The 24,000-nt window shown below is 31.5% G+C and carries 28 protein-coding genes; 13 read left to right on the forward strand and 15 right to left on the reverse strand.

The annotated features are described in order from the left end of the window. Position 1: 1 nt before the first annotated feature. The gene (locus tag RG22_RS12770; RefSeq protein WP_034043886.1) at positions 2-1,618 is read right to left on the reverse strand and encodes a sulfatase family protein; all 1,617 of its coding nucleotides are present in this window, start codon (positions 1,616-1,618) and stop codon (positions 2-4) included. 195 nt (positions 1,619-1,813) lie between these two features. Between RG22_RS12770 and RG22_RS12775 the strand changes: the two genes are divergently transcribed. Beyond that, positions 1,814-2,545 carry an energy transducer TonB gene (locus RG22_RS12775; protein ID WP_034043888.1) on the forward strand — a complete coding sequence of 244 codons (732 nt, stop codon included), beginning with the start codon at positions 1,814-1,816 and terminating at the stop codon, positions 2,543-2,545. Positions 2,546-2,701: 156 nt separating this feature from the next. Here RG22_RS12775 and RG22_RS12780 read toward each other — a convergent pair whose 3' ends face one another. Next, on the reverse strand, positions 2,702-3,025 hold the full coding sequence (locus RG22_RS12780) for a hypothetical protein (protein WP_244462150.1): 324 nt from the start codon (positions 3,023-3,025) through the stop codon (positions 2,702-2,704). Between the two features lie 156 nt (positions 3,026-3,181). On the opposite strand from RG22_RS12780, the gene RG22_RS12785 reads away from it, so the two are divergent. The 5 genes from RG22_RS12785 to RG22_RS12805 all read left to right on the forward strand — a co-directional run bounded on the left by RG22_RS12785 (position 3,182) and on the right by RG22_RS12805 (position 6,780). Beyond that, positions 3,182-3,805: a tetratricopeptide repeat protein gene (locus tag RG22_RS12785; RefSeq protein WP_034043890.1), complete on the forward strand. Its 624-nt coding sequence runs from the start codon at positions 3,182-3,184 to the stop codon at positions 3,803-3,805. Positions 3,806-3,827: 22 nt separating this feature from the next. Then, the gene (locus tag RG22_RS12790; protein ID WP_034043892.1) at positions 3,828-5,168 is read left to right on the forward strand and encodes a histidine kinase; all 1,341 of its coding nucleotides are present in this window, start codon (positions 3,828-3,830) and stop codon (positions 5,166-5,168) included. Between the two features lie 13 nt (positions 5,169-5,181). Further along, positions 5,182-5,484: a 2TM domain-containing protein gene (locus RG22_RS12795; RefSeq protein WP_034043894.1), complete on the forward strand. Its 303-nt coding sequence runs from the start codon at positions 5,182-5,184 to the stop codon at positions 5,482-5,484. Between the two features lie 10 nt (positions 5,485-5,494). Next, positions 5,495-5,824 (forward strand): 2TM domain-containing protein, encoded by a 330-nt coding sequence (locus RG22_RS12800; RefSeq protein ID WP_034043896.1) that lies wholly within the window; start codon positions 5,495-5,497, stop codon positions 5,822-5,824. A gap of 200 nt (positions 5,825-6,024) precedes the next feature. Further along, positions 6,025-6,780, forward strand: a complete 756-nt coding sequence (locus RG22_RS12805) for a LytR/AlgR family response regulator transcription factor (RefSeq protein ID WP_034043898.1) — start codon at positions 6,025-6,027, stop codon at positions 6,778-6,780. An 18-nt stretch (positions 6,781-6,798) separates the two neighbouring features. Here the strand turns inward: RG22_RS12805 and RG22_RS12810 are convergent, their stop codons facing one another. Then, entirely contained in the window at positions 6,799-7,677 is an 879-nt protein-coding gene (locus RG22_RS12810) for a polysaccharide deacetylase family protein (RefSeq protein WP_034043900.1), read from the reverse strand. Between the two features lie 341 nt (positions 7,678-8,018). On the opposite strand from RG22_RS12810, the gene RG22_RS12815 reads away from it, so the two are divergent. Next, on the forward strand, positions 8,019-8,495 hold the full coding sequence (locus RG22_RS12815) for an Hsp20/alpha crystallin family protein (protein ID WP_034043902.1): 477 nt from the start codon (positions 8,019-8,021) through the stop codon (positions 8,493-8,495). A gap of 104 nt (positions 8,496-8,599) precedes the next feature. After that, positions 8,600-9,088 (forward strand): hypothetical protein, encoded by a 489-nt coding sequence (locus tag RG22_RS12820; RefSeq protein ID WP_034043904.1) that lies wholly within the window; start codon positions 8,600-8,602, stop codon positions 9,086-9,088. A gap of 120 nt (positions 9,089-9,208) precedes the next feature. On the opposite strand, the gene lpxD is transcribed toward RG22_RS12820, so the two are convergent. Both lpxD and RG22_RS12830 read right to left on the reverse strand, forming a co-directional pair. Further along, complete coding sequence (gene lpxD, locus RG22_RS12825) at positions 9,209-10,204, reverse strand: UDP-3-O-(3-hydroxymyristoyl)glucosamine N-acyltransferase (protein ID WP_034043905.1); 996 nt, start codon at positions 10,202-10,204, stop codon at positions 9,209-9,211. A 61-nt stretch (positions 10,205-10,265) separates the two neighbouring features. After that, positions 10,266-11,438, reverse strand: a complete 1,173-nt coding sequence (locus RG22_RS12830; protein ID WP_034043907.1) for an LETM1-related biofilm-associated protein — start codon at positions 11,436-11,438, stop codon at positions 10,266-10,268. A gap of 155 nt (positions 11,439-11,593) precedes the next feature. On the opposite strand from RG22_RS12830, the gene RG22_RS18215 reads away from it, so the two are divergent. The 3 genes from RG22_RS18215 to RG22_RS12845 all read left to right on the forward strand — a co-directional run bounded on the left by RG22_RS18215 (position 11,594) and on the right by RG22_RS12845 (position 14,210). Then, the gene (locus RG22_RS18215) at positions 11,594-12,241 is read left to right on the forward strand and encodes a DUF4331 family protein (protein WP_034043908.1); all 648 of its coding nucleotides are present in this window, start codon (positions 11,594-11,596) and stop codon (positions 12,239-12,241) included. A gap of 26 nt (positions 12,242-12,267) precedes the next feature. Further along, positions 12,268-12,822 carry a DUF4331 family protein gene (locus RG22_RS18220; protein ID WP_034043910.1) on the forward strand — a complete coding sequence of 185 codons (555 nt, stop codon included), beginning with the start codon at positions 12,268-12,270 and terminating at the stop codon, positions 12,820-12,822. A 95-nt stretch (positions 12,823-12,917) separates the two neighbouring features. Next, a complete protein-coding gene (locus tag RG22_RS12845; protein ID WP_052143737.1) occupies positions 12,918-14,210 on the forward strand; it encodes a tetratricopeptide repeat protein in 1,293 nt (430 codons plus the stop codon). A 100-nt stretch (positions 14,211-14,310) separates the two neighbouring features. Here the strand turns inward: RG22_RS12845 and RG22_RS12850 are convergent, their stop codons facing one another. The 5 genes from RG22_RS12850 to RG22_RS12870 form a co-directional block, all read right to left on the reverse strand. Beyond that, complete coding sequence (locus tag RG22_RS12850; RefSeq protein WP_034043912.1) at positions 14,311-14,664, reverse strand: DUF1801 domain-containing protein; 354 nt, start codon at positions 14,662-14,664, stop codon at positions 14,311-14,313. Between the two features lie 145 nt (positions 14,665-14,809). Next, on the reverse strand, positions 14,810-15,565 hold the full coding sequence (locus RG22_RS12855; RefSeq protein WP_034043914.1) for a DJ-1/PfpI family protein: 756 nt from the start codon (positions 15,563-15,565) through the stop codon (positions 14,810-14,812). Positions 15,566-15,597: 32 nt separating this feature from the next. Further along, positions 15,598-16,392, reverse strand: a complete 795-nt coding sequence (locus RG22_RS12860) for an anti-sigma factor (RefSeq protein ID WP_034043916.1) — start codon at positions 16,390-16,392, stop codon at positions 15,598-15,600. A gap of 3 nt (positions 16,393-16,395) precedes the next feature. Beyond that, positions 16,396-16,926 carry an RNA polymerase sigma factor gene (locus tag RG22_RS12865; protein WP_034043919.1) on the reverse strand — a complete coding sequence of 177 codons (531 nt, stop codon included), beginning with the start codon at positions 16,924-16,926 and terminating at the stop codon, positions 16,396-16,398. A 46-nt stretch (positions 16,927-16,972) separates the two neighbouring features. Next, the gene (locus RG22_RS12870; protein ID WP_034043922.1) at positions 16,973-17,545 is read right to left on the reverse strand and encodes a superoxide dismutase family protein; all 573 of its coding nucleotides are present in this window, start codon (positions 17,543-17,545) and stop codon (positions 16,973-16,975) included. Between the two features lie 124 nt (positions 17,546-17,669). On the opposite strand from RG22_RS12870, the gene hemN reads away from it, so the two are divergent. Both hemN and RG22_RS12880 read left to right on the forward strand, forming a co-directional pair. Next, positions 17,670-19,034 carry an oxygen-independent coproporphyrinogen III oxidase gene (gene hemN, locus RG22_RS12875; RefSeq protein ID WP_034043924.1) on the forward strand — a complete coding sequence of 455 codons (1,365 nt, stop codon included), beginning with the start codon at positions 17,670-17,672 and terminating at the stop codon, positions 19,032-19,034. A gap of 136 nt (positions 19,035-19,170) precedes the next feature. Next, on the forward strand, positions 19,171-20,004 hold the full coding sequence (locus RG22_RS12880; protein ID WP_034043927.1) for a universal stress protein: 834 nt from the start codon (positions 19,171-19,173) through the stop codon (positions 20,002-20,004). 42 nt (positions 20,005-20,046) lie between these two features. Here RG22_RS12880 and RG22_RS12885 read toward each other — a convergent pair whose 3' ends face one another. The 5 genes from RG22_RS12885 to RG22_RS12905 all read right to left on the reverse strand — a co-directional run bounded on the left by RG22_RS12885 (position 20,047) and on the right by RG22_RS12905 (position 23,996). After that, a complete protein-coding gene (locus RG22_RS12885) occupies positions 20,047-20,748 on the reverse strand; it encodes a sulfite exporter TauE/SafE family protein (RefSeq protein ID WP_034043929.1) in 702 nt (233 codons plus the stop codon). 100 nt (positions 20,749-20,848) lie between these two features. Continuing rightward, positions 20,849-21,295: a FixH family protein gene (locus RG22_RS12890; protein ID WP_034043932.1), complete on the reverse strand. Its 447-nt coding sequence runs from the start codon at positions 21,293-21,295 to the stop codon at positions 20,849-20,851. 97 nt (positions 21,296-21,392) lie between these two features. Next, a complete protein-coding gene (ccoG, locus tag RG22_RS12895) occupies positions 21,393-22,817 on the reverse strand; it encodes a cytochrome c oxidase accessory protein CcoG (protein WP_034043935.1) in 1,425 nt (474 codons plus the stop codon). Positions 22,818-22,932: 115 nt separating this feature from the next. Beyond that, on the reverse strand, positions 22,933-23,814 hold the full coding sequence (locus tag RG22_RS12900) for a cbb3-type cytochrome c oxidase N-terminal domain-containing protein (protein ID WP_034043938.1): 882 nt from the start codon (positions 23,812-23,814) through the stop codon (positions 22,933-22,935). Further along, positions 23,811-23,996, reverse strand: coding sequence for a cytochrome c oxidase subunit IV (locus RG22_RS12905; protein ID WP_034043941.1), 186 nt, complete (start codon positions 23,994-23,996; stop codon positions 23,811-23,813). The genes RG22_RS12900 and RG22_RS12905 overlap by 4 nt, the downstream gene beginning before the upstream one ends. Positions 23,997-24,000: the final 4 nt, after the last annotated feature.

Genomic DNA, 24,000 nt, shown 5'->3' on the forward strand with positions numbered 1-24,000 from the left:
CCTATTCTTTAACCGACATGTTTATATATTTTTGATCAAGTGCTTTGGAGTCTTTATACTTTACTCGTAATGCCTCAAGTTTTATTTTTAACTCTTTAACTATATCGGTATAATCAGGATTGTTGTAAACATTATTCATTTCCTGAGGGTCTTTTAAACGGTCATAAAGCTCCCATTCATTTATATCATGATAAAAATACACTAATTTATATGCTTTGTTAACTATACCGTAATGCCTTTTAACAGTATGTTCCCCAGGATATTCGTAGTAATGATAATAAACGGCATCACGAGTCCATTTTTCGTTTTCACCCTTTAATAACGGAATTATGCTTTCACCTTGCATATCCTTTGGTGCTTTAATTGAGGCTGCTTCTAAAAAGGTTTGGGCAAAGTCTAAATTTTGCACCATTTCATCGTTAGTTGTTCCAGGTTTTATTTGATTTGGCCAACGAATTAGTAAAGGTGTTTTAAACGATTCATCATATATAAAACGTTTGTCAAACCAACCATGCTCTCCAAGATAAAAACCTTGATCTGATGTATATACTACTATAGTGTTTTCGGCTAAACCACTTTTGTCTAAATAATCTAAAACACGTCCAACATTATCATCAACAGATGAAATACAACCTAAATAATCTTGCATATAGCGTTGGTATTTCCATTGCATTTTTTCTTTATCATTCAACGTTTTCCAATTATTTTTAAACCATGTGTTAATAGAGTCTATAACTGGATTGTATAATTTTCTTTGTTCTTCATTAAATCTATCATAGGCATGATTAAATCCATTAATAGATGGTACTTTAGGCTCTACACCACCCATGTCTTCAATAGTTTTAGGGCTTATTTTTGAGTCATGTCCATACTTCATGTGGGTTAATAAATTCATTTCTGCAGTTTTTGCAGCAGTTCCTCTATTAGAATAGTCATCAAAAAGCGTCTCTGGTTCTGGAAATGTTTTTTTAGTAAACTCCTTAAACTTTTCTGGATTTGGCCACCATGGTCTGTGTGGTGCTTTATGCAAATACATCATCATAAAAGACTTTTTCTTATTTCGTTTTTTATCAAGCCAATTGATTGTGAAGTCTGTAATAATATCGGTTACGTATCCAATTACGGTAGTATCACCTTTTTTAGTTATAAATCTGGGATTTAAATAATTGCCTTGCCCTGGTAAAATCATAAAATCATCTACTCCTTTTGGATTGTTACCAAAATGTAACTTACCGTACATAGCAGTTTCATAACCTGCTTTCTGAAAAAGTTGAGGGAACGTAATTTGTGTAGTGTCAAAAGGCATTAAATTATTAATTTTTCCATTTATATGAGTGTGCTTTCCGGTAAGAATCGTAGCTCTAGAAGGTGCGCAAATAGAGTTTGTAACGCAAGCATTAGTAAACAGCATGCCTTCATTTGCAATTCTATCAATGTTTGGAGTATGTATCAGTTTATCTGAATACGCGCTAATGGCTTGATACGCATGATCGTCAGACATGATAAAAAGAATGTTTGGTCGCTGTGTAACATCTTTTTTCTTTTCAGAACAAGAGTTTAATATTAAAAACCCAGTTAAAAAAAGCATGAACACATGATTGATTTTTGTTAAACTCATTTTATAGAAAGTGTTTTGTTTTAAATAAAAAAAAATTGAACAACCAAGGTACTAAAATAGTAAGAGTTTTAATTATTCTATTTCATTTAGATTTTTATTTTTTTTCATGCTTTAAATACTTGTCTCTCACATGACAAATGTCATAGTATTTAGGTGTGTTTTATAATAATTTTAATCTCATAAAATGTATGAGTCATGAAACCTAAAAAGAACCCAGAATTAGAGATAGGACGCAACAGTAGTCTATACTTTGCTATAGGTTTAAATTTAATGTTGTTTTTGTCTTGGCAAGCTTTAGAGTATAAAACTTACGATAAAGACTTTGTAGCTATTGATATATTAAATGTTGATGAAGAACTAGAGGAAGATATTCCTATTGTAAATATTAATACACCTCCGCCGCCTCCGCCACCACCACCTGTGGTAGTAGAAACAATTACTATTGTTGAAGATGTTGAAGATGTTGAAGAAACTATAATTGAAAGTACTGAAGCTAACCAAAACGATGCGGTTGAAGAACGTATTGTAGATGTAAGCGATGTTGATGTTGAAGAAGTAGATGAAGACGTAGAAGTGCCTTTTGCTGCTATTGAAGATGTACCTGTATTCCCAGGTTGTGAAGGTGAACCTAGAAATAAAATGAAAGATTGCTTTCAAAAAAAAATACAAGAGCATGTTGTTAAAAATTTTAGATATCCAGAATTAGCTACAGAAATGGGTATTCAAGGTCGTGTTTCTGTAATATTTGTTATAGATTCTAAAGGATTTACAACCAAAGTAAGATCAAGAGGGCCAGATAAAATTTTAGAAAAAGAAGCTGAAAGAATTATTAGTTTATTACCAAAAATGACACCAGGAAAGCAGCGTGGTAGATCTGTGAAAGTAAGTTATGCTGTACCTATATTTTTTAAACTCCAAACGAGTTAAAGGGGTTTGTAAGTGGTTTTATCAATGTAAAAAAGGCAATCTACTTTTAGATTGCCTTTTATGTCATAAGGTTGTGCTTTTAATTCCAATGTTTTACAGTATCATTCTGAAAAACTATCTTTCTAAATTCGCTTGGTTTTTTGCCATTTAAAAGTTTTAAACCTCACTTGCATCAATTAATTCCTGAAAATTTTTCTCGCTAGCCTCATATTGAGCTTTGTTTTTATAGGTTGTTATAAGCATAAATGTATAAGGTGTTTTAACAGTTGGTGTAGTTTCTAGTAGTTGGTAAGATTCAATATAATCCTTTTCAAGAGCTTTAATGCGTAGCTGTTGCCAATTGTTTTGATAATAAAAAAGAGTTTCGGCTTTGTTTTCGTTTAAAATCTGTACATAATCTATCATAGATATATGTGTAGATTGCTGACTACTTCCTATACAAAATGAAAGCAATGCTGTAAGGATAATTATCTTTTTCATCTATTTAAATTTTCTTCAATTTAATAATTTTTGCTTATCGTTAATTACAGTTTAACATTTCGTCTGTAAAAAATAACAATTCGGTAAGATGCTTTTTTTAAAATTAAGCATCTTCTAGATATTTGTTGCATCATTAAACAATAAAAAAACAGACACATGAAACATTTAATTATTATCGCCACTCTTTTAGTATCAGTATTTATGGCTGCTCAAACTAACTACGAAAAAGGCATGCAGAAAGCTTTCCAGCTTTGGGGAAGCAATCAAACAACCGAAGCCGTAAATTTATTTGAGCGTATTGCAAAAGCAGAGCCAGACAATTGGTTGCCACTGTATTATGCAGCACAAATAAACATTGTGAGTAGTTTTGACGAAAAGGACGAAGAAAAACTTTCGGCACAACTTAAAAAAGCACAAAATTTAATTAATGATGCTACGGCAATATCTAAAGATAATCCCGAGATTTTAGTCCTTCAAGCCTTATTGCATACTGCTTGGGTAGCTTACGATGGTGCAACGTATGGTATGACACTTTCTGGAAAAGTGGTAGAATTATATGTTAAAGCAGCGCAAATTGCACCAGAAAACCCCCGTGTTGTATTTAGTAAAGCAGAGTGGGATATGGGCGGAGCACGATATTTTGGACAAGACACTACACCATTTTGTAAAGATGTTGAGCGCTCGTTAGAACTTTTTGCTAACTTTAAGCCAGAAACTCCATTTCACCCTAATTGGGGGAAAGAACGGGCAGAACAAATATTAAAATCTTGTAAACAGTAAAATTAAGAACTAAATAAATACCATGACAAAATCTGTTAAAAATATTATATTCACTTTCGTTATTGGATGCATAATATTTGTACTAGCTAACCTTATTTCTGATGGATTTGAGTTTGATAGCGTAAGCGATTTTATAATAAATTTTTCATTTTATCAGCTTTATTCGTTTGTCCTAGGGTATTCCAATATGTATTTTTTCGATTATATGGAACGCCGCCAATGGAAAAAGAATGACACTATAAAGCGTATTGTTTTTGGTATTGTTGGATCTACTATAATTACCGTAATAGGCTTGTTCCTCTTAAGAGCTTCAACATCGATATTTTATAATGGTAACACTTTCGAAGTTTTTTTAGCTAACGAAAAGCTTAAGTATTATCAGTTTGGTTTATGGGTTACTTTAACTATTGTAGCTATTTTTCATGTTATTTATTTTTATAATAAGTATCAACAAAACAAGATAAAAGAACAAAAAGTAATTGCAGGCACAGCAAGTGCTAAGTTTGATGCTTTAAAAAATCAATTAGATCCACATTTTCTATTCAATAGTTTAAATGTATTAACCAGTTTAATTGAAGAAAACCCAGATAATGCTCAAAAATTTACAACATCGCTATCTAAAGTATACCGCTATGTTTTAGAGCAAAAGAATAAGGAATTGGTAACGGTTGATGAAGAATTACAATTTGCAAAAACCTACATGTCTTTATTAAAAATGAGGTTTGAAGATAGTATAGTTTTTACCATGCCAGAAAAGGCGTTAAATCCAGAAAGTAAAGTGGTGCCGTTATCTTTACAATTACTTTTAGAAAATGCTGTAAAACATAATATGGTAACGTCAACAAAGCCATTACATATAAAAATTTACGAAAATCAAAGTAATTTAGTTGTCGAAAACAATTTACAACCTAAACAAATAGTAAAAAAGAGCAGTGGTGTAGGGTTAAGCAATATTATGCAACGTTACGATTTGCTAACCAACAAAAAAATAAATATAAATAAAGAAGCAAATAGGTTTGCAGTAGCTATACCAATGCTTACAAAACAAATATCAGTCATGAGAACAGAACAAACATCATCAGGGTTAGATGATAGTTATATGCGTGCACTCAACCATGTAGACGAGCTGAAAGGATTTTATTATAGCCTAATATCGTACAGTTTGGTTATTCCATTTTTAATATTCATCAATTATAAAACCTCTTGGAATTTTCAATGGTTTTGGTTCCCCATGTTTGGTTGGGGTATTGGTTTAGTTATTCAAGCTTTTAAGGTTTTTGTAAACGATGGTACATTAGGCAGAAATTGGGAAAAGCGAAAAATGGAAGAGTATATGAAAAAGGAAGAAAATAATTGGGATTAAAAACTTAATGAGCATGAAAAGATTATCAGATTTTGAAACCGACAAAAAAGCGATAAGAGCCCGTAAGCGTATCCAAGATATAAAAGGGTTTTATCAACACCTACTTGCGTATTGTTTATTTACACCATTTACAATTTTTATTAATTATAAAACCTATTGGGACTACAAATGGTTTTGGTTTTCAATTATAGGTTGGGGTATTGGTTTAGCAATTCATGCGTTTATTGTTTTTGTTCATAAAGGTGTTTTTGGGCGCCAATGGGAAGAACGCAAAATAGAAGAATTGATGCGTAAAGAAGAAAGTAAGTGGGATTAATCATAAGATTATGGAAAACTATAAATTAAAAGAACACGAAAATAAACACTATCAAAAAGAGCAAGCCTATGTGCGCGCCAAAAAACGTGTAAAAGAACTCAAGGGCTTTTATTGGCATGCCTTCTGGTATGCAGTAGTTAATATTTTTATTATAAGTATGGTGGCAGCAAATTCAAATAGTGACGATTTTTGGCACTTCGGAACATTTACAACAGCATTCTTCTGGGGTATAGGTTTAGGCTTTCATGCCTTAGGTATATTTGGTAAAAATTTTGTTTTCTCTAAAAATTGGGAAGAACGTAAAATTCAAGAATATATAGATAAAGATAAAAAACAATGAAAATAATAGGGCGTTCCCTTTCAGGTCGGGCTTTCACAAGTCGCTCTCTGCGAGTAGCTCCAACAATTGCTCAATCCCTAACGCAAACCAGTCAGCAATAATCAGTCGCAGCCAACAGTCAACAGTAATAAAACATTAGTGAATTCGGGGCAAAACAAATAGATTTCCTTTTTCAAGGAAATGAAAAAAATAATTTATCGATGAACGTAATAATTATAGAAGACGAAAAACCATCAGCACGACGCTTACAACGTATGCTACAAAAATTAAATTTAGAAGCTGAAACTATGCTACATTCCGTTGAAGAATCTATAGCATGGTTTCAAAATAATAAGCATCCAGATTTAATATTTTTAGACATCCAATTAAGCGATGGCTTATCGTTCGAAATATTTGAAACTACAGATATTAAGTCAGCAATAATTTTCACCACAGCTTACGATGAATATGCATTACAAGCCTTCAAGCTAAACAGTATCGACTATTTACTAAAACCCATTGACGAAGACGATTTAGCAATTGCTGTAAAAAAATATCAAGAACGTACACCACAAAAGCAAACAGTAACTTTAGATTTTAACGATATTAAAAAACTACTCATAAACCCGATTGATAGAGAGTACAAAAAACGTTTTTCGGTAAAAGTTGGGCAACATTTAAAACTTATTAATATAGACGATATTGAGTGTTTTTATAGCGAAAACAAAGGCACATATTTATATACTAACGAAGGACGAAACTATTTATTAGACACCACTTTAGAGCATTTAGAAAACGAATTAGAACCACAAACTTTTTTTCGCATAAACCGTAAATTCTTTGTAAATATAAATGCCATAAAAGATATGGTAAGCTATACCAACTCGCGTTTACAAATTAAATTGAACTCTTATAACGAGCAAGAAGTTATTGTAGCACGCGAGCGTGTTAAAGATTTTAAAGTGTGGTTGGAATAAATTTTTGATGTTCATTTACTACTTTGTTGAAATTTTTATTCTTGCATTTTTTATGTCATGCCAAGTGATTAGTTCTATATTACTTTCTTTAAGCTTTAATTTAGCATCCTGACTTGTGAAATAATCAAAATCCATTTGTCTCCATTCCGAGCCAAAATTCGGATGATTTACGGTGATACCTTTCATTTCATTATCATCAAACGCTGGATGTATTATCAATAAGTTAAGTCCAGTACTTAAATTATGGAAAATACTTTCATAATAATTTTTCAACTTGCCTTTTTCAAAATCTACAAATTCTCCTAAATGAAGCTTATTAATTACAATATCATTTTTATCTATATTGGTTTCTAAATCTAATCCTATAGTTTCCATCATTTCTTTATATATCGGAACTGGTAAATTGTATTTTGTACCTAAATCTTTATAAATTTGAAAGAATTCAGACTTCGCAGCAACACTATACATATGGGAGTCAATATGAGAGGGTTTTAACCCGAATTTAAGTGCTTTTTCGATTTGTGCCTGAAGCTCTTTTTTAACATCAATCAAAGATGCGTTTTCTCTAAGTTGCTCTCTTTTTTTATAGAAATGACCGTTTGAATCCACTAAACTAGGAACTTCAGAAACTGGTAAAACAGGTCCAAACCTATAATTTTCCCATTCGCAAGTTAGAGTCAAGTGAATTCCGTTATCAAACTGCGGATTATTTTTTGCGAATATTGCTATTTCATAAAACCAAGGGCATGGAACCATTATACTATATGAGTTCACAATCCCTTTCTCCAACGCCTGAATTGTAGCCATATTTTCAGAATGAGATAGTCCGGCATCATCAGCGTGAATAATTAATAGTTTAGCATCTTCAGAAAAGCCTAATACTTTTGATAAATTCATTCTTCAGTCAGTTTTGATTTCAGGAATTGTGCATAATGTTTTAAGCATTATGTATTCATTTTTAATGATTTATATACTACGTTAAACGAAATTATAATTTTTTTCTGACTAAGTCAAGTTTGGTTTCTATTCTGTTTTTAGGATTAAAATGTTTTATTACTCTGTAATTAATACTTAAAAAATGTCAATTTGGCATTTTTTAAGTAAAAAAACTGTCAAAAAAAACGAAAATTAATACGAAAGTAATAACTAAAAATTTTGGCATTTTGTTTGCTAATACTAAATCGAAATCAATCAAGATTTCAAAATTGATTTATTGTTTAATTTAAAATTTTGTAATTATGAGCAATTTAGTTAATGTTCCTAAAAACGGAAGTTTATCTAACACTAATTCAAATGTAAACTTCCCAAACTGGTCTAATTGGTTAGATGATATTTTTAATAGAGATCTACCAACAGTATTTAATTCAAACTTTAATACAGGTATTACTTTGCCAAAAGTAAACATTAAGGAAACCGCCGATGCTTTTGTTGTAGAAATGGCAGTTCCAGGTCTTAAAAAGTCTGATTTTAAACTAGACCTCGACAATCAAGTGTTGTCAATTTCTACCGAAACTAAGGAAGAAAACGAGCACAAAGACGAAAATTATATGCGTAGAGAATTTGGTTACTCGTCGTTTAAAAGAACTTTTACATTACCAGAAAGTGTAAACGACGAAAAGATTGATGCACGCTATAAAGATGGTGTTTTAAGTATTCTTTTACCTAAAAAAGAAGAGGCAAAACAGAAACCTGCGCGGACTATTAAAATTTCTTAATTGTTTTGATAAGTTTCACTAAGTTTTATGATTGAATTAGGGAAGGAGGCTGGTTTTATGCCTCCTTTTTTGTCAATTAATGTTTAATTAAAAAAATTAAGACAATGAAAAGGTATATGTTATTTTTAACGATTGCTTTGTTAAGTATGAGTTGCAACGGGCAGAAAAATGAAAAGAAAGAAGACACATTTAAAGAACATAAAAAAACTCTAACAGAAGAACCAAAAGGTACATGGAAAGTGGATAAAGAGTTTGATGAAAACGGAAATTTAATAAGGTACGATAGTATATACTCTTGGTCTTCAAACAGTGTGTTTGATGATTTATCAATGATAGGAAAAGATAGTTTGGTGAAATCTTTCGAATCAAAATTTTTTAGAAATTTTTCTCAATTTGAAAACCAAGGGTTTGAGAATATGTTTACACCAGATTCACTATTTAGTAAACACTTTTTTAATGATGATTTTTTTAAAAGTGATTTTGGTAAAGACTTTATAGATATTGATAATATAAGACAACAAATGATTAATAGACAAAAGAAGTTTTTAGAAAAATATCAGTCTGAGTTTATAAAACCTGAAGCAGAAAACTAAACAGTGTATCTTTGTTTTATTATAGGTATCGGATATAGCTTGTTTAAAACAATTTATATCCGATTTAATTTTAAAACATATCAATAATGTGTTAGTGGTTATAGTTATAAAAAAGTTAAACTATTGATTTTTCATAAAGCGCCTTACTGCAACCCATTGTTTTAACATATCTCGCGCCTCTTGCGCTGGGTAACCTAAAACAGTTTGTCCTGCTTTTACATTATTCATAACACCAGAACCAGCACCAACAGTTGCGCCAGATTCTATAATAGTGTGGTCTTTAATAGAAGCACTTCCGCCAATAATAACACCATCACCTAAAGTTACAGAACCAGCTAAACCACTATGTCCTGCCATAATGCAAGAACGTCCCATAATACTATTATGAGCTATTTGTACAAGGTTATCTATTTTACAACCATCGCCAATAAGAGTGGAGCTAAATTTAGCACGATCTACACACGAGTTTGCTCCAATCTCAACATAATGCCCAATAATTACATTACCAATTTGTGGTATTTTAACCAAGCCCCTACCATCGTCACTTGGGCGATATCCAAATCCATCGGCTCCAATACTTACATTGGTGTGAAAAATACAATGACTACCAATAATACAACGTTCGCGAATTACGGTTCCAGACCAAACAATGGTATTATCGCCAATAGTAGTTTCATCAAAAATACAAACATTTGGGTATAAAACAACGCCGTTTCCTAAAACTACATCTTTACCAATGTAGCAGTTTGCTCCAATTTTACAACCGTTGCTAATTTTAGCTGTTGTATGTATAACCGCAGTAGGATGAATATCGGCTTCAAATTCTGGTGCTGGCGGATTAAATAATTCCAATATTTTAGCCATGGCTAAATCTGCATTTTTCACTTTTATTAACGCCCGATTTTCACCAGGTTCAACATTCAAGTTATCATTTATAATTGCAGCACAGGCTTTTGAGTCTGCCCAATGTTTAACATATTTACTGCTTCCTATAAAGGTTATATGATTATTCTTTGCGTTTTGTAATTGTTCAGGGCCATTAATTTTTTGGCTTGTATGTCCTATTAATTCCCCATTTAAAATATTGTTAATGTCGTTAATTGAGTAAGAAGTCATTTACGGTTTTGTTGGTTAGTTGATTGTAAATCTAACGGAAATAAAACAGAAATCACATTTTTTATTCTTCAATCCTATTGTCATCAAAAGCCGATGGTAATAATTTTGGAATGAATTTAACTACTAATGGTAATAATAAAGCACCCCCTGGAAGTAAAAAAATTGCTAAGCTTGGTATAGACTTAAAAATATCTAAAAGCTGTTCTTGTACTTTTTTTTGTTCTTCTTTATTTAAATCTCTAATAGTAGATTGGGAAATAAGAACCATAAGTTCTTTACTGTCTTTTAACTCTTGGTATAAACGTTTGCTATTTCTAGAAATAAGTTTAGTTACCATTTTGCTAGAGTTGTCATAAAAACTTTTTACAATATTTTTAGAACTTAATAGTGCAATATTATCTTTATTGATTGTATAAAATTGATTTACCGATTTTATAGATTGATCAACTTTAGATGGATTTACATGTAAGTCGTTACCTAATTTTATTAAAAACTGTTGTTCATCTTTATCAATAGTGCGGTCGCTCCAAGTTGCCATACACGCTAAATCTAAAATATACTGTTTTTCTTGAGGTGTTTTTAAAATACTAATCGCGTCTTTATAACTAATTTGGGCATTGCTTTGATGTCTTAATGAAGATTCGAAAAGCTTTATTAAACTCTCATCATATTGGTTTTTGTTGGTTTTAGATTTTAAAACATTTAATGAAATAGATTCTATGGCTGCCTCTAAATTTTTTATATAATCGTCAGAAATAGATTCATTTTTCAAAAACTCCAAATATGCTAATACATCAACAAATAATAAAGCATTTATAATAAAATAGTTAAAACTTTTTGTGATGATATTATCATCTATTTGAATGCGTTTATGAATGATTTTTTCGAGTTGCTCATTAGATTTATTTCCTCCTATAAGCTCTTGGAAAAAAGATATTTTAAGCTCATTAATACCAGTGTAAAAACTTATTACACTATCAACAAAAGAAAGTTTAGAGTTTGAGTTAGTGTGCATGTATAAAAAAGTTAAGCATAAGTTAGTTTTACATAACTCTTCTTCAGTAAGATCATTTTTTTTTAAAGCTTTTGCAGCAACACTTAAATTACTACCATAAATAAAGCCGCTAGTTCTTAAAGCACTATAAAATTCACCTTCATTATAATTTAAAAAGGAATTATTTTTAGCAACTTCTTGTTGCAATTTTTTTATCCAACCTTGAGCTGACGGATTCATTCAATCTTTATTATTAAGATGTAAATGTAATGTTTTAGGTGGTTAAGTCGCAAATATTTGTCTTAACAAAATTTTAACAAAACCGCTCTTTTCTTTTTTCCGTAGGTATGCATGAGAGTCAAAAATTAATAATAACAAATAATCTCAAAAAAATCATGAAAAATTTAAAAAGAGTTTTAGGAATTGGAGTTATAGCGGTAGCTAGTATCTTCATTATTGCAGCAGATCACATTGATGCACCTGCAGTACAGGGTGGTAATAGTGATATTACCGATTTTTATGCCTTTCAAGGGGCAGACACAAACAATTTAGTTTTTGTAGCCAATTTACAAGGGTTGCTAAGTCCAAGTGCAACATCAAGTGCCACGTTTGACGAAAATGTTTTAGTAGAATTTAATATTGATACTACAGGCGATAATGTTGAAGATTTAGTCATTCAAGCCATTCCAAGAAATGGTAAAATGTACTTCTTTGGGCCTGTAGCGCCATCGCAAGCTGGATTAAATAGTACTATTGAAATAGCGTCAACAGTTGGTGGTGTTGTAGATATTACAACAGGCTCTAGCGCTAACATTTCAACTAATGGAGGAATGAGTTTTTTTGCTGGCCCTCGTGATGATCCTTTCTTTATGGATTTTGCTCAATATTCTGCAATTATTGGAGGCACAGCAACCAGTTTTAATATGCCAGGTGCAGATACTTTTGCGGGAACTAATGTAATGTCTATTGTAGTTGAAGTACCAAAATCAATGATTGGTGGTACTGGAACTATTAATACATGGGTTGAATCTAAAAGAAAATAATAAATAACCATTTTAAGATAATAATTATGAAAAATTTAAAAATATTAAGCGTAGCATTTACACTTTCGCTATTAGCATTTAATTGCTCGAATAATGATGACACTGTAGTAATAGATCAATCACCAGATTTTTCAGGAGTTTATGCTCAAGAAGATCAAATGGGGAGACCAGCGGTAAATACAGTATTTGTATCTGGTTCAAGTAAAGATATGTTTAACGTAACTATTCCGTCTGCTCAAGATGCAGCATTTCAAAGCATGTTTCAAGCAAATTTGGAAGGGTTAAGTCCCGCATTCGCTAATGCTGGGGATATGAATGCGCTAGGCCAAACATCTGCAGCATTTACAGGTCTTTTAGCTACCGATGTTTTAAACGTATCGTTAGATGGAACAACTACTTTTTATGATGGTACTAATGTTTTAACAGGTCGTGCTTTAGCAGACGATGTTATTACTGTTGAATTACTATTAATCTTTGGTGGAGAAGATTTTAGCGAAAACCCTGGATTATCAAACGATAATGTAGACGCTAACGATAAAGCCTTTTTAACCTCATTTCCTTATTTAGCTTCACCATGGTAAAAGCTACTTCATCAGGGCATATTAATTTTAGTATGCTCTGATGTTTTAACCTACACAAAACCTAAACAAACAAAAAAACATTAAATCAAATAACAATGAAAACTATAAATCAATTAGCATTTGTTTTGTTATTACTAATTATAGTAAGCTGTAATAATAAATCAAAAAAAATCACAGATACAAACGATTATAATATTTATTTAGAAATTACTGAGAACGAGATGTTGCAACTTGCAAAGGAAGATTTAAAATTTTGGGAAGAAAAGCATGAAAAAGAACCAAATCAGTTTCCTTACTTATCAAAAATCGCAGCATCTCAATCTCAAATATTTACTAAAACAGGTAATATAGAAGCTTTAATTAAAGCCGAAAAAAACTTGATTGCAGCCAACGAGTTAAGTCATTATAAAAAAGTGGGTTATTTAAGAGCTTTGGCAAGAAATTACATTTCACAGCACCGGTTTAAAGAATCCCTAGAATTATTACAAAAAGCCGAAGTTATTGGTGAAGGTTTAGAAAGTACCCAAAAAATGTTATTCGATGTGTATTTAGAACTGGGTAACTATAAATTGGCAAAATCGTATTTAAATGCATTTATTAATACAACAGATTTCGATTATTTAATACGCTTATCAAAATGGTCAGATCATCGCGGTAATTTAGAGGCTGCTATAAAATATATGGAACAAGCTAAAGTAATTGCTGAGGCTTCAAATATTTCATCAACAAAGCAATGGGTATATGCAAACTTAGCCGATTATTATGGGCATGCTGGGGAAATTAAAGCATCTTATAGCCATTATTTAAAAGCATTAGAATTAGATGCTGAAGATGCTTATGCAAAAAAAGGTATTGCGTGGATTGTTTATTCTTATGAGGAAAACCCAGATGAAGCACTTCGTATTTTAAACTCAATTACTAAAACCTATAATACTCCAGATTATCATTTACTAAAAGCTGAAATTGCTGAATACAAAGGTGATTCTAATTTAAAAGACACGGAATTAAAATTATATAAAGCGGCAATAAATAATGACATGTACGGTGTTATGTATAATAAACATAATACGCTTATTTATGCTGAAGATTCTAAGCATACAGTAAAAGCTTTAAAGCTTGCAAATACTGAAATTGACAACCGACCAACACCACAGTCTTACGATTTATTAGCGTGGACTTATTACAATCAAGGTGATATAGAGGATGCTTTAGAAATTATGGAAAATCATGTAGTTGGAAAAACGTTTGAACCAGAAGCTATGTTTCATTTAGCACATATTTATAAGGCAAATGGTAAGTTAAATGAGGTAAAAGAACTAAAAGAGGAGTTGTTACAAAGTACATTTGAGTTAGGTCCAATTACAACTCAAAAAGTACAAAAGTTATAAAAGAAAGGTTTTGAAAATAGATTGAAGTGTTTGATTTTTTGATGGTTGATTGTTAGGTTGAAAGTTGCTCAATTGTAGAAATATAATTGGGCACTTTCTTTTATAGTAGATATAAACCCAATGCTTGACTCATAATTAAATCTATGGTTGCAATTGGTAAATCTTTATTAGGGTTTACTCTTAAAATTTTCATTCGAGACCTATTTCCTGTTTCTAATTTAGGGTGAGGGTGATTAAGATGTTTTCCTTCAACCATCAAAAAATAGGGGTCATTACTTTTTTTATCAACCCATAAATAACAAAAGATTTTTGCCTTATAGCAAAAACAAGGCATTCCATATCTTCGAGTTTCTGTTATATTCTTATGGTATTTAAGTACCATATCTCGCATAGTTAGCAAGCAACTTTTGTTAGGTTCTTGTTTGTTAAAGTAGAAATGGTCTAGGGTGTTCATTAGTTTTTATATGTAATTTTTCATAAAAATACAAACATCCTCTAAATTTTAGAGGATGCTTATTTTTTTAATTTGTACGGGCTTGTAACATACTTAATTTTTTAACCAACTAATTGTATATGATATATATCGTTTTTTGCAGTGTTTATTCGTCCCAGTTTTGAAGTCGGTCAAGATATAAATAGCTTTCGACAAACTTTCTGTGTTCTGTGCTGGTCATTTTTTCTACTAAATTCAATGCAGAAATATAACTTGCCAAATTTCCGTTTGAAGAACTGAATTTTCCATCTTCGACAAAAGTTACTAAACTGTCGTTTTGAACCTTTAAATTTGGATAATCCTCTTGTAATTGCTTCCCTCCACCAACCCAAGTAACGATTTTCTTTCCGTCCGCAATTCCAGATGCTCCGATTAATTGAGCTCCTGCACAATTACTAATAGTATATTTAGTTTCTTTATTTTTCTCTTTTATAAAATCTACAATTTTTTCATTGTGGACTTGAGCATACATATCATAAGCACTCGGTATGAATAAAGCTGTTAATTTTGGGCAATTCTCAAATGTGTAGTCAGGAACAAATCGCATTCCTTCTTCCGTTGTGATTGGATTTTTTGTTTCGGCTATTGATATAACATTGAAAAGCTGTTTTCCATCTTCGGTCGGTTTTGCGAACACATCAGATGTTGCAATTACTTCGCTTTGTAAAACTCCATTATACATCAAAAGGCCTATTGTTGGTAATTCAGCTTTGAATGATTTTAGATGCTTTGTCAGCGTATCCGTTTCTTTTTCGGTATGATTTAAATATTCACTTTCGGAATTTGTTTTAGATTTCTCCAAATTACAACTAATCAGAATAGTTGCGAAAATCATTGTTATTAAAAATCCAAGTTTTGTCATTTATCTCGGTTTTCTTGTGTTATGGGCAACTACTAACTAACCACACCCAAAGTATAAAGTTGCTCCATGGTTGGTGTTTCGCTTCCGCCAGCAGGTTCTAAAGTAATCCCAAAAGCTTCACTTTCGTTTAAGTTTTCAATTTCGAAGATTTTGTTATCGTCAGTTGTAAAACTATCAATTGTTCCTAAGCTTGTTGGTGTAAGCGGACTCAGTTTTAAAGACCAAACTTGGTATACTTTTCCTTCTGGTGGCTCAGGTAAACCTTGAGCATCTAAAAAGATGCGTTGTGTGTTTTTATCCCAATATACTTTGGCATAGGTGTTGGCAAAATTACCTTGACCCGCTAGGGTTACTTCGGTTATATTTTCATCCCTTAAAACTGATATTAATGTGTTGGCTTTTTCTAAACTGTTTTTAGCGTCTGCAATTTGTATTTCTAAAATAGACTGTTGTATTTCGGCTGTTTGAACCTCGTATTTTAATTGCTTATTTTGATTCATTGTCCAAAACAATCCAACAGCTAAAACAATAGATGCTGCCCAACCAGTGTAGCTTAACCAGTTGTATTTTGGTTTAGTTATTGAAATTACCTTACCATCATCATCAAAACCTAAAGTTTGCTTAATACGTAGTAAAATATGGTTGTTATCCCTTTGCGAAGTGGAAGCTGTTAACTTAATAATGGCAGCTTCAATCTCTAAAACTTCTTGTAATATTTTAGGATATTGTTGCATAAGTGTATACACTTCCTTGTTTTCTTTTTCAGAAAGAGTACCAGCTACGTAAAGCTCTAAAATTCCAGATTCTATGTATGCTTTAATATCCATTTTTTAGTTTAAAACCATGCTTCGTAATTCCTTAATACAATTTCTGTTTCGGGTTTTAATAGTCCCAATTGGCATATTAAGTGTTTCTGATGCTTCGGTTTGTGTATAGCCTTTAAAATATAGAAGTTCGATAACTTCTATACATTTTTTAGCTAGTTTATCTACAAACTTTTTTATACCAATGGCATCTGTTTTATTATCCAAATTATCGCTGGTTTCAAGTATATCTACGAAAAAATCGGAGTTGAGGTTTTGTTTTGAATTCTTAAAATTTTTAGATCGTGTTTTATCAATAGCTGCATTTCGGGCAATGTTTAAAATCCATGTAAAAAAACGTCCTTTTTCACTATTGTAACTATCGGCTTTATGCCATGCTTTTATAAAAACATCTTGCATGACCTCTTCAGCTATATCATGATTTCTTACAATATTATAGATAACACCATGCATGCTATGGCTATACATATTGTATAAACTTTCAAAAGCTTTTTCGTCTTTTTGCTTAAATTTTTCTACTAAGGTTTCTAAATTCATTTAAGAAGTTTACTAGTTGCGTATGCAGTTGTTTTGTAAGTAGTTATTACTCAATAATACCTGCGCAACTTACTCTTGCACCAGCAGCACCAGAGGGTTGCGATGTAAAATCGTCTTCTCCAGCGTGTACAATAACAGATTTTCCAACAATGTTTTTGGTTTCGTCTTCGCAACCAATACACCATTCGTCTGTAGAGAACGTTTTGGTGCCGTTACCATTTTCATCGGCAATAAAATTACCTATGTCACCTTTATGATAACCAGTTTCATCGCCCCATTTCCCATGTGGTTTTGCAGTAGGATTCCAATGTCCGCCAGCAGATTTTCCATCATCCGAAGAACAATCCGCTTTTTCATGAATATGGATGGCATGATTTCCTGGCTCTAAACCATCAATAATAACAGTCATAGTTACCGTACCGTTTTCTTCTTTAAACACGGCATTACCAGAAACATTACTATTGCTTTTGGCATTTAAAGCTATTTTAAGTTTTTTTGGTGTCTCTACTTTTATTTCAGTAGCTACAGCATCTTCTGTATTTTCAGTCTTTTTTTTATCACTTTTACATGCTAAAACACTTAATGTTAGAACAATTAATAGGAAGCTTATTTTTTTCATTTTGCTAGTATTTTTATTTATTCGAAAGTTAAGTTATTAATTATGGAATTGCAAATATTCTATATGACATATATCATATTTTTAATCTAAGCCATTTATTAGTTTTGTATTATAAAAGTTAGGTATGTTAAGCAAATTAATAAACAAATACAATATTGCAGGACCGCGGTATACAAGTTACCCAACGGTGCCTTATTGGGATGATGAGACATTTTCATTAGAAAAATGGAAACAATCTTTAGCAAAATCGTTTAAAGAAAGTAATTTAAAAGAAGGTATAAGTCTTTATATTCATTTACCCTTTTGCGAAAGTTTATGCACATTTTGTGGTTGCAACAAACGTATTACAAAACAGCATAGTGTTGAGTCTCCTTATATAAATGCGGTTTTAAAAGAATGGCATTTATATTTAGAATTATTTGATGAAAAGCCAATAATTAAAGAAATGCACCTTGGTGGAGGTACACCAACTTTTTTTAGTCCAGAAAATTTAACACAACTAATAAATGGTATTTTAAAGGATGCCAAACTTGCTGAAAACTGTGAGTTTAGTTTTGAAGGACATCCTAACAATACAACGCGAGAACACTTACAAGCACTTTACAATGTAGGTTTTAGGCGAGTAAGTTATGGTGTACAAGATTATAATGAAACGGTGCAAAAGGCAATACACAGAATTCAACCTTTTGAAAATGTAAAACGCGCTACAGAATTAGCACGAGAAATTGGATATACATCGGTAGGGCATGATATTATTTTTGGTCTACCATTTCAAACTTTAGAGCATGTAAAAGAAACCATATTAAAAACAAAAGAGCTGTTTCCAGATAGGTTAGCATTTTATAGTTATGCACATGTGCCTTGGATAAAAGGAAATGGACAACGTGGTTTTAAAGATACCGATTTGCCATCGGCAGGATTAAAACGCGCTCAATACGAATTAGGCAAAGAACTACTTGCTGAGGTTGGTTACCATGAAATAGGAATGGATCATTTTGCGTTAACCACAGATAGTTTATATCAATCAATACAAAATGGTAGTTTGCACAGGAATTTTATGGGCTATACAGCATCTAAAACCCAAGCGATGGTTGGTTTAGGAGTGTCTTCAATTAGCGACAGCTGGTATGGATTTGCTCAAAATGTAAAAGGTATTGAAGCGTATTATCGTTTAATAAATGAAGATATAATTCCTGTGTATAGAGGGCATATTTTAAACGAAGAAGATTTAATTATAAGAAAGCATATTCTTAATTTAATGTGTCAATTTAAAACTTCATGGACAAAAGATTGTCTTTATTTTGAAGAAATACCAGAAACACTCATACAATTAAAAGAAATGGAGAATGATGGATTGTTAATTATTAACTCAAATAGTATTGAAGTTACAAAAGCAGGTCAACCATTTGTTAGAAATATTTGTATGGCATTTGATGTGTTATTGCAACGAAAACAACCTGATGTGCAATTGTTTTCTATGACTGTTTAATAGAATAAAAGCGCTTCGATGAAAGTCATCGAAGTACCAGTTGAAATTGTCATTCCCATGAAATCGAAAGATTTATGAATTCATTATTATAACATATTAAATAATGAATATAATGGGAACCTAAAAAAAATAACTAATGAAAAAAATTATTGTACCTATAGATTTTTCTGAGCATTCAGAGTTTGCTTTAAAAGCTGCGGCTAAATTAGCAAAGAAGAACAATGCGGAACTGTTAGCATTACATATGTTAGAAATGTCTGATATTATGCTAAATGCAAGCGACGGATTACAAAACCAAAAGGCAGTATTCTTTTTTAAGCTAGCAGAACAAAAATTTGAAAGCTTTCTTGATAAAGATTACTTAAAGGGTATAAAAGTTACTCCAATAGTTAAGCACTTTAAGGTTTTTAGTGAGGTAAATGATGTTGCGAAAAAACATGATGCAGATCTTATTGTTATGGGATCTCACGGAACAAGTGGTGTTAAAGAACTCTTTATAGGGTCTAATACAGAGCGTGTGGTTCGCAATGCAGATATTCCCGTATTGGTGCTAAAAAACAAATTAAATCAAGTGAATTTTGAAGATGTAGTATTTGCTTGCGATTTTTCAGAAGAATCAGTAAAGGCTTATTTAAACGCTTCAAAGTTGTTCGAGAAGATGGGTTCTAAAATGTATTTGGTTTATGTAAATTTACCTAATGATAGATTTAAAAATTCATTAGAAATTGAACGCCTCGTTGTTAACTTTTTTACTAAAGCTGATAGGAATTTAGACCGTATGAAAGATGTGTATTACGTGTCTGATTACACTGTTGAAGATGGTATATTAAATTTTTCTATTAAAATGGGAGCAGATTTAATTGCTGTGCCTACTCATGGCAGAAAAGGCTTGTCTCATTTCTTTCAAGGTAGCGTGGGGGAAGATGTTGCAAACCATTCTACATTACCAGTTATAACATTTAAAATATAGTTTTAGTTAGTAATAATTCTTTTTTTATGAATTTAAATAATTTTAATGACACTCTATGCCACTCGAAGTTATTTCTGTAATTGGAGCAGGCGATAGGTAAGGAATACCTAAGCCTAAACCCCTAATAATAAATAGTAATCCAATTATAACTACAAAAACAGGAATAGCTTTTTGGATACGTTGTTTTATAGTAGTATTTAAAAATTTTCCTAAATAAATAGCAGATGTCATTAATGGAATAGTACCTAGACCAAATAACATCATATACAAACTACCTTGTAAAGCATTACCTGTTGTTATAGATGCAAAAACTGCCATATAAACCAATCCGCAAGGTAAAAATCCATTTAAAAAACCAATAGTTAAAAACGTATCGGCAGTTTTCTTTTTTAAGGCTTTACCTAAAGCAGATTTTACTTTAGAAATGAGTTTATAAAGTGGTTTTGAGACATTATACTTATTAAAGGTACGTACAGGAATTAGTATTACAATAATCATTAAAATCCCTATGATAATAGATAATTGTTGTTGTAACCCAAATATGTAAAGGCTTTTTCCTACTAGACCAAAAACTAATCCAATTAAGCTGTATGCTAATAATCTACCAAAATGATAGATGGAAATTTGTATTATTTTTTTAGTAGAATTACTTCGGTCTACAGGCAACATAAACGCAATAGGACCGCACATACCAATACAATGAAAACTTCCTAAAAGACCCAATATAAGTGCAGACCAAAGCATATCTTATTTTGTCAGGTCGAGCGCAGTCGAGACCTAATTTAGTGTTTATTATGTTTTTAAATGACCTCTCGACTGCGCTCGAGGTGATACTAAAAATTAGTTAATACACAATCTCTTTTTTGTAGAGATACGATTTTCCTTTATATTGCCAATCTACTATAATGTTCCAACGACCACCTAACAAACGTTTGTCAGGTATGAGCAAATTGTGGTTTGACAATGAAATAGTAATATCAAAGTCAAATTGTTTATTAGATGGTCTATATAGGAACACTTTTCCAGTTATATTTTCAGTCTTTAACGCTTCAGGGAATAATATAACAATACCCTCATTCGTTTTTTTCCAATCTATATTTGTTTTTAAAGCATTGCCATTTTTCTGTTTATCAATATCATTTTGAAATTCTAGCTCTTGCTTATAATAATCTTCAGTAACTAAATCATGGTCGTATTTGCTGTCTGTATTCATAGTAATAATAAAGTACATAATAAAGCTAATAAAGCCTATAAAAGCCAATACAATTCCAGTTCCCCAATTAAATTTCATAATCTTGCTTCCTGCGAAAGCAGGAATCTTTTTTAATTAAACTTTTTTTTTCAATGGAGTGCACTGCCTACTGAAGACTGAACACTGTTAACTTATTTTAATTATAACTTCTTGGTGCTAAAAAACTAACCGTTGTGGTTTCAATTAAATTATCACCACTGTAAACATCAATAGTTAGTTTGTTTTTATCACCTTTTAATTCGTTCTTATCAATTTCAATAAACAACGTACCTTCTGCTAATCCTTGTTCTGGTACTACAAAATTGTTAGTTGTTGATACTAATTTAATTTCACCTTTATACTTTCTAAGTTTAAAGCTTATGTTTTCAATAGTTTTTGATGTTTTATTTACTAATTTATATGTAAATACATTACTAATAATAGTACTTTTTTTATGCTCATATAGTTGTCCTGGTAAGCGTAATATTCTGGCCTCAACATCATTTCGTACCAATAGCATGCCAATTAAAATTCCTGTTAGAATGGTTAGTACGGCAATGTAGCCTTTCATTCTTGCGGTAAGCTTAAATTTCTCTTTTTTCTCTATTTCGTTTTCGCTAGCATACCTAATTAAGCCTTTTGGTAGATTGATGCTTTCCATTATATGGTCGCATTCATCAATACAAGCTGTACAATTTACACATTCTAGTTGGGTGCCATTCCTAATATCAATTCCAGTTGGACAAACGTGCACACATTGTAAACAATCTATACAATCACCATGTCCTAGTTCTTTTCGGTCTTCATCTTTTCTAAACTTTTTTCTGCCATTTTTACCTTCACCACGTTTATGATCGTAAGCTACAATTATGGATTTATTATCGAGTAATACCCCTTGCAATCTTCCGTAAGGGCAAGCTATAATACAGACTTGTTCTCTAAACCAAGCAAATACAAAATAGAATACTGCTGGGAAAATAATTAGAGGAAATAATGTGCCCAAATGCTGAAAAGGACCATCTATAATATATCTTAAAAGTTTATCACTACCTATTAAATAGGCTAAAAACACATTGGCAATTAAAAACGAAATGACTAAAAATATAAACCATTTTAAAACACGTTTTTTTATTTTTTCAGCGTCCCATTTTTGTTTGTCTAATTTACGTTGCTTGTTTCTATCTCCATCAATCCAATATTCAATACGTCGGAAAACCATTTCCATAAAAATGGTTTGTGGACAAATCCAACCACAAAATATACGACCAAAACCAACAGTAAAAAGCGCAATAAAAATAACACCAATAATCATTGAAATTACCAGCAAATGAAAATCTTGTGGCCAAAAAGGAAAACCAAATATATTATAGCGGCGTTCCAAAATATTAAACATCAAGAATTGGTTGCCATTAACTTTTATAAACGGAGCTGCGAATAATACAGCAAGTAAAACATAGCTTACTATTTTACGCTTCTCATAGTATTTACCACTTGGTTTTTTTGGATAAACCCAAGCACGTTTTCCTTCATCGGTTAGTGTCCCGATGCTGTCTCTAAATGATTCTTTTTCTGGGGTTTCCAAAGTGTTTTTTATTTTGTTAGACCTGTTAGGGTTATGTAAACTTAACAGGTCTGGATTTTTTTAACCTAATTGAATTGGTAAAAAAATAGTTTACTGTACTTGTATTAACAATGTGTTATTCTTTTTCAGCAACCCAAACCTCACCTTCTGCTGCTTTTGGTTCTGCTGGCATGGTGCCTTGAAATTGTAAAACATAACTTGACACTTGAGCAATTTCGGCTGGTTTTAAACTTTGTTTCCAAGCAATCATACCTTTACCATCACGACCACCTTCAGAAACAGTTTTAAATACATTTTTGATGCCGCCACCTAATATCCAATGTTCATCAGTTAGGTTCGGACCAATACCACCACCACCATCTGCTTTATGGCAAGCTACACAATTGAGTTCGAAAATTTTCTGTCCAGCTTTTAAATCGGATGATTCAGTTAATAATTCAACGGTATTAAAATCAACTAAATCTTTAGCTGTTTTTTTATAGTTTTCAATTGCAATTTTTGCTTCGGCATATTCAGTTTCTAATTCATTATATTGATTCTCACCATTAAATACATGGAATCTTGCTAAATAAACAATAGCAAATATTATTGAAATGTAAAAGCTGTATATCCACCATGGTGGAAGATTATTATCTAATTCTTTTATGCCATCATAATTATGGTCTAAAATAATTTCGTGTTCTTCTTGTATAGGTTTTGACCCTAATAATTTTTTGTAAGTGTTTTTTATCCACTTAAACTCTGGTACTTTACTTCTTTTCGAATCATATCTTGCTTTGCCTGCTTCATCTAAACTTTGATACAAAATATTATCAACAGAAGCAACGATAGCTTCAATAGCGATAAGAACTAATAGTACTAACAATAAAAATAGTAATACTATGGGCTGTTCTATAAATGCTGGCTTGTCACCAGAATCTACAAAATATTCTACAAGTCCGAAGATGATAAAGAATACTATTGGTACTCTTACCCAAGATGGAATGAAATTTCTCATAATTCTGTTTGATTTTGGTTGTCTAATGGTAAGTTGCTTACCGTTTTTATATAGTCTTTTTTAGCAGTAAAAACCCACCAAAACAGGACTGCAAAAAAGATGAAAAATATAAGTAAAGAAATAATCGGGTATATTTCAATACCGGTGATGCTTTCCATATGGTTTTTTACAAATTTTAGCATGATT

It is taken from the genome of Wocania ichthyoenteri Th78, assembly GCF_000789235.1.
Classification (GTDB): Bacteria; Bacteroidota; Bacteroidia; order Flavobacteriales; family Flavobacteriaceae; genus Wocania_A; species Wocania_A ichthyoenteri.